We start from the raw sequence: 6,555 nt of genomic DNA on the forward strand, positions 1-6,555 counted from the left end.
AGAAAGAAAAAGCCTGCGCAGGTTGCCCCGCACAGGCTCTTCTGAATTACCCCGCTCTTTTCCTATTTCACGAACTTCAGGTAGCGTTCGTTAATACGTCCCCAATGCAGGTTTTCGATAAAATGATTGATGTAATCGGCACGGTTCGGCCCGTCCTTGTGATAGTATGCATGTTCGAACACATCACAGGCGATCAGCGGAACGCCGCCCCATATCGCGCCGTATTGATGTTCATCCACAAGGACATTCAACAGACGGCGGGAGTACAAAGCGTCAAACACCAGCAGTCCCCAGCCGCTCAGCTTTGCCGCCAAAGCCGTCGCCTTGAAATCCTCTTTCCACTTTTCAAAGGATCCCCATTCTTTTTCGATGGCCTTCAGCACATCAGGCCCCTTCTTGGGATCTCCGTCGCCGCCCAAAACCTCCCAGTAAACGTCGTGCAACAGCGCACCGGAGTGATTCCAAGTCAGTCGGCGCTTCAGCTCGCCGATTTCACTGTAATTGCCGTTCGCTTTGGAACGGTCGGCGCTTTCCAAGGCTTTTTCAATGGTGTTCAGCGCCGCAACATATCCTTTGTGATGCTTATTGTAATGCCAGTCGCTGGTCTCCGGACTCATAACCGGCGCCAACAGCGTCTTGGCTTCTTCATCCGTATACGGTCTTTTTCCAACTTGCCATTCGTATGACATGCGTCTTCTCCTTATAGTTATATTTACCCAATCAAGTTTGGTCTATTTAACATTGCTTTTGCGAGTTTTATTCCTCTCAGCGACTTAACGTTTGGATTTTTGCCCGACAAATCGTAATATTATTTTGTTCGTTCTACGGAACTGAAAAGCCCCCTAGTGCGTCTAATTGCCGTCTTTAAGTTGAAAGTAAAGATGCCGCGAATTTTTCTCAGCCTCCTTTTATTGGTGATACTGCAGCTTGGTCGGTTATTCGGCGCGCCGCTGTATGAAGGCAGCGAACAAGCATTTGCCGACGCCAAGCTTCTTTTTCATCATCAGCTTCTTTATCCGGCGGAAGAGCAGCTTTCCGATTACCTGCGGATAAATAACGCGGCCCCGCATCGAGCCGAGGCAATGCTGCTTATCGGAGAGAGCCTCCTGCAGCGAGGCCAATACCTGCCTGCCGTCGAAACATTTACAACTCTGCTTCGCGAAGAATCGGCGTTAGCCCTCCGCGATCGGGCTATGTTTCGTCTCGGCGAGGCCTATGTCAAGGCAGGGCAACCGAACGAAGGCCGGCGCGTATTGGCCGACTTTATCGAAACGTTTCCCTCCAGTCCCCTTGCAGCCGACGGTCTCTATTGGTATGCGGAGGCCGCCTTTCTCGACGGCGATCCCATGACCGCACTCAAATATTTTGCCCGCGTCTATCAAAAAGACCCGAACGGCCGCCTGGCTGATTATGCGCTGTTTTCCGCAGGCTTTATTTATGAAGAACAAAAACGCTGGGATGAAGCATTGGCGGCTTATCAAAAGATCATCGATACACGGCCGCGCGGGGTGCCGGCCCGTCATGCGGCTTTCCGCATCGGCATGGCGCGCTTTGCCATGGGTGATTCTCGTGAAGCCGCCGCTCAGCTCGAGAGGGCACTCCAGCTCTATCCCGACGATCCTGTCGCAGTTGAAGCCCGCTTTTTCCTCGGCGAATGTTATCATCAACTCGGACAGTATGCGCGCGCATCAAGTGCTTATCGCGCTGTCCCCGCCGACCATCCGTTGGCCGATGACGCCCAATACGCCGTCGGTTGGGTGCTTTATCGCCAAGGGGAATATCGTCAGGCCGAAGCCGCCTTTCAGCGGGCAGCCGACATGAGCCGTGAACCGGAGCTGATCGCCGCCGCTCTTTTCCAGGCCGCTCAGTGTCGCCTGCAGCGCGGCGAGGAAAGCGGAACCGTCGAACTGCTGCAGCAGGTTGCCGAGCGTTATCCCAAAGCACGCAAAGCTTCGGAAGCTCTCTATCAAATCGGCATCGTTCACTTCCGCCAAGGCCGTTATGCCGAAGCGCGGCAGCACTTTGCCCGATTGGCGGAGAGAGCTGAAACAGATGAGATCGGCGGTAGAGGCCTTCTGATGATCGGCGAAGCACACCTTGCCGAAGGCAACGAAAAAGCCGCTGAAGAGGCTTTTCGCAGCCTACTCGAGGCCGCCGAAGCCTCCGAACTGCGCAGCCATGCCCTCTTTAGGCTGGGATGGTTAAGCTTTAAAAACGGCGACTATGTCAAAGCTGAAGAGCGTTTTGACGCTGTTTTAAGCCGTTATCCGCAAAGCGCGTCGGCGGAGCAGGCGCTGTTCTGGAAAGCCGAGGCGCTCTACAAGACCGGCAAATATGCGCAAGCCTATGAGCATTACCGGCGTTTCATTGGCCGTTATCCGAAATCGGCGCGGTTGACCGAAGCCTATTACGGTCTCGGCTATTCGGCGCAGCCGCTGGGCAAATTTACCGAAGCCTCGCAGGCTTTTGCCAAAGCGCGCGACGCCAAATCGCCGCTGGCCGTGGATGCGGCGCTGAGGGAGGCCGACGCGCTGTTCAACGCCCGCGCTTTTGACCGCGCCAAGCAGGCTTACCGCAATGTCCTCCAATCTGCCGCCGACGCCTCCATCAAGGCGGAGGCGCTATACCAAATCGGCATGTGCGATTATCGACAGGAGCAGTTTGCAGAAGCGCGCCGCTCCTTTCAAGCCGCAGCAACAAGTTATCCGAAAAGTTCTTGGGCGCCGCAGGCGCTGATGATGAGCGGACGTTCCCTGTTCCGCATGGGAAATTATGACGGCGCTGCCGAGGATTTACACAGTCTGATCAGTCGTTATCCCGACAGTGAGTGGGTCGATGACGCCTTGTACCTGATCGGCGACTGCCGCTACAATGCCGGCCGTTACGACGAGGCGATCCGATATTATCAAAAAGTGGTAAACGACTTTCCGAACAGCGAGTTGGCCGATGACGCCGTTATAGCCGTGCAGCAGGCCGCCATGCAGAGCGGCGATATCGATCAGGCAATGGCTGCCGTCGATGCACTGGTGACCAACATGAGCAGCGCCGACAAAGCGGCAGCCATTCTGCACAGCAAAGCCGAATTTGCCTTTAACATGCAGCAATATGAAAAAGCCTTGGCCGAGTGGCGGCGAATGCTGCGCGAATACCCCGATTCCAAAAGCGCCGAAAACGCCAATTTTCATATCGGCGAATGCTTTGCCGCTATGAATGATGCCAATGCTGCGCTCGCTGCCTTTCAGGAACAGGTCGAGCGATACCCGTCCGCTTCCGCAACCCCTATGGCGCTGCTGCGGCTGGGAGAGCTCTATGCAGCGCAAAATTCGCCCGATAGGGCCGCCGCTGCATGGCAAACTCTCGTCGATCGCTATCCCGACTCTTCTCCGGCGTCTCAGGCCCTTTACCGGCTCAGCCTTCTGCATGGACACGAAGGCCGAAGGGAACAGGCCCGCCAAGCGATCGATCGCCTGGAAAAATCCTCCGACGAGACCGCCAGGCAGCTCGCTCAGATCGGTCGCGCCCGACTTTACCTTCAGCAAGGCAACTATGAGACGGCCGCCGCTTTGTTAAAGAATCTCCTCGCCGGCGCAGAAAAAGAGATCGCCGCCGAAGCTCAGTTCCTTCTCGGCGAAACGCTGCGTCTGCAAAAAGACTATAAAGGCGCAATTACGGAATATCTCAAAGTGAAGTACCTTTATCCTGGGCAAACAACCTGGGCGGCGCGAGCCGTTTTCGAAGCCGGTCGCTGCAACGAGGAGCTGCAGCGCTGGGACGAGGCAAGACGTCTCTATCAGTCGATTCTGCGCGAATACAGCAGCGAAAAGCAGGTTGCCGATCAGGCGCAGCAACGCCTCGAGCAGTTGGTCGGCAGATGAGGAAAAGATCATGAAGAATTTGGACGGCATTATTCTCATTTGCATCCTCCTGTTCATTTTTTGGACCCCAAGCCGCCTGGCGGCCCAGGATGCAGTCGTATCGTCGCCCAGCGATTCGGCCGCGCAACAAAAACCGGAACCTGCCGAGCCGCTGCTGGAGCTGCCCGAAGTGCTCATTATCGGTCAGGACGCCTACCATCGTTTAGCCAAGGAAAAGAAAAACCTGACTCCGGAAACGCCGCAGATCATTGCTTTGCCGGATCGCTACGAAGCAGCGGCCGTTGCGCCGCAGAAACGCCTTTCGGCAACCGAGTCGTTTTTTCCGAAAGCCTACGTCCTTTTGCAGGGCGGCTCGTCGGTCTATTTCAACGGGCTGGGCGGCTATCACCATCGTTTTGAGCGGGGCGAGGTCATCGGCAATGCCTCCTTCGAGCGCGGCAACGGACACTACCGCAACAGCCGCTCGACCGAGGGCGGTTTGCACCTACAAGGCAATTATCTGCTCAGCGAAAAGAGCCGACTGTCCGGCGCCGTCGACTATGAACGATGGGGCTACGGTCTGCAATCGACCGGCTATCGGCGAACCGACGCCGAACGAAACGGCGGCCACGGCGGATTCCGCACTTCACTCGATTATCAGCACACGCAGACTCTGTCCGGCAGGGTCAATGTGGAATTCGGCGGTATGGCGCTGAGGAGCGACACGGCAAACGTCCAGGTTGAACGCAGCAGCGACTTTTTTTCTCGGCTCGGAGGAGGAATTAGATTCCGCCGAGGCAGGCTGCTTCTCGAAGCGCATGCGGCCTATACACACGAGAGCTATGATCATGAGAACCGCACGCAGCTTCTCGATTTGGGCGATCTGATGTTTTATGCTGCGGGCTCGTTCGGCAAAGCAGCCACGGCGACATTGGGAGCAAAATTAACGAGTTTTTCTGCCGATTCGGCTTCGGGAAGCCGCATCTCGCCGATCGCGTCGATTGTATTTGTGCCGTCCGAGCGGTTCGCCGCTTCCATCAAGATCGACGGCGGCCTGACGCCGCTGACCATGACCGATTATCGTCATGAAAATCCGTTTATCGCCCACTCTGCGCTCATTCGTCCGCAGGAGGACAAACTGCGACTGCAGGGCGATTGGCAATTGGCGGTCTCCGGCGCGCTGATGGTTGAAGGCGGGTTTGTGCGACGATGGGCGGCTGCTCTGCCGGCTTTCGAGGCCGATTCCGTGAACGGTCTGCTCAGCCTTCGTTGGCTCGATAACGTGCAAATGACCTCGACGCGGCTTGGATTACGGGCCAAGTTCGGCCGCACTGGAGAGGCGAGCTTATCGTTCGTCGACTATTCCGACGATCTTGGTCACACCACCGTCGCCGGCTCGAACATCCCCTATCTGCCCGACTATGGGCTGCCGTTCGAAGTGACCTTCGGCCTCCCCGCAGGCGTACGGCTGAACGCCTCGGCGGAGCTCATCGGCAGACGTCGAACTGCAATCGAGACCCAGGAAACCCTCCCGCCCCGCTTCCGAATGAACCTCCGGCTGTCAAGAACGATCGGCGATTTTGCCGATTGCCGCAATCTGTTCGACGACCGTTCCCAACAATGGCAGGGTTATCGGGAACCGGGATTGATTGTTTCTCTCGGACTGATCTATCGCAGGTAGCTGGAGAATGGATAATCTTTCAAAGCCAATCATCTGAAAAGAGGAGTACCGGATGACGCTCTTTCAACTGTTAGTGAAAGGCGGAATCATGATGATTCCGCTCGCGTTCTGTTCCTTCATCGCACTGGCCATCCTGTTCGAACGACTGATGGTTCTGCGCAAGATCCAAATCAACACGCGCACCTTTGTCCTGCAGGTGAAAAACATGCTGCTGCGCGGGCGACTGCGCGATGCAATAGAACTTGCCAAGCGCACACCCGGACCGATTGCCAAAATTACCGCTGCAGGACTGGCCAAGCACGATCGTCCGCGTGAGGAAATCAAAGACGCCATCGAATCCGCCGCCCAGACCGAAGTCTATTTATTGGAAAAGAATCTCGGCGTGTTGGGTACGATTGCCGCCGTAGCGCCGCTTATCGGCTTTCTCGGCACCGTAACGGGAATGATCAAAGCGTTTATGCAGGTCCAATCCCTGGGCGGCAATGTCGATGCAGGCGTTCTGGCGGGCGGCATTTGGGAGGCGCTGATCACTACGGCTGCGGGCCTGGTGGTCGGCATCCCTTCGCTCATTTTCTACAACTGGCTGCAGAGCAAGGTCGAGCATCACGTCTTTGAAATGCAGCAAAGCTCGACGGAATTGATGGACACTTTGTTGGAAAAGGACAACCATGAAGATCCAGACTACGCGTAAGCGGATGGTGCATTTCCAAACCGTCTCTTTGACGGATATCGTTCTTTTGCTGCTGATCTTTTTTCTTCTGACCTCTTCGTTCGTCGTTCAGCCCGGCATCAAGATCAAGCTGCCCAAGGCGGCAAGCGGGGCGCAGGACGATTCGGACAAAATTTTCATTACCGTTACGCAGCGCGAACGCATCTATCTCAATCAGCAGCCGGTCACGCGCGAAGAGTTGGGTGCGCGGCTGCGGCAGATTTTCAGCAAAACGCCGGACAAGCTGGTGGTCATTCGCGCCGACAAGGACATTTCTTTGGAGACGACCATCCGCATCATCGATACGGCCA

The 6,555-nt window shown here is 56.1% G+C and carries 5 protein-coding genes; 4 read left to right on the plus strand and 1 reads right to left on the minus strand.

What is annotated here, in order from left to right; genetic code table 11:
- Positions 1 to 62: 62 nt before the first annotated feature.
- A complete protein-coding gene (locus ONB24_09670; protein ID MDZ7316377.1) occupies positions 63 to 689 on the minus strand; it encodes a superoxide dismutase in 627 nt (208 codons plus the stop codon).
- A gap of 192 nt (positions 690 to 881) precedes the next feature.
- On the opposite strand from ONB24_09670, the gene ONB24_09675 reads away from it, so the two are divergent.
- From ONB24_09675 to ONB24_09690, 4 genes are all read left to right on the plus strand, one after another.
- Complete coding sequence (locus ONB24_09675; protein MDZ7316378.1) at positions 882 to 3,875, plus strand: tetratricopeptide repeat protein; 2,994 nt, start codon at positions 882 to 884, stop codon at positions 3,873 to 3,875.
- A 10-nt stretch (positions 3,876 to 3,885) separates the two neighbouring features.
- Positions 3,886 to 5,535 (plus strand): hypothetical protein, encoded by a 1,650-nt coding sequence (locus tag ONB24_09680; protein ID MDZ7316379.1) that lies wholly within the window; start codon positions 3,886 to 3,888, stop codon positions 5,533 to 5,535.
- An 88-nt stretch (positions 5,536 to 5,623) separates the two neighbouring features.
- On the plus strand, positions 5,624 to 6,226 hold the full coding sequence (locus ONB24_09685) for a MotA/TolQ/ExbB proton channel family protein (protein MDZ7316380.1): 603 nt from the start codon (positions 5,624 to 5,626) through the stop codon (positions 6,224 to 6,226).
- On the plus strand, positions 6,204 to 6,555 hold a 352-nt coding region (locus tag ONB24_09690), incomplete at its 3' end, for a biopolymer transporter ExbD (GenBank protein ID MDZ7316381.1). The genes ONB24_09685 and ONB24_09690, both read left to right, overlap by 23 nt.

The organism is candidate division KSB1 bacterium, assembly GCA_034505495.1.
GTDB lineage: Bacteria > Zhuqueibacterota > Zhuqueibacteria > Residuimicrobiales > Krinioviventaceae > Fontimicrobium_A.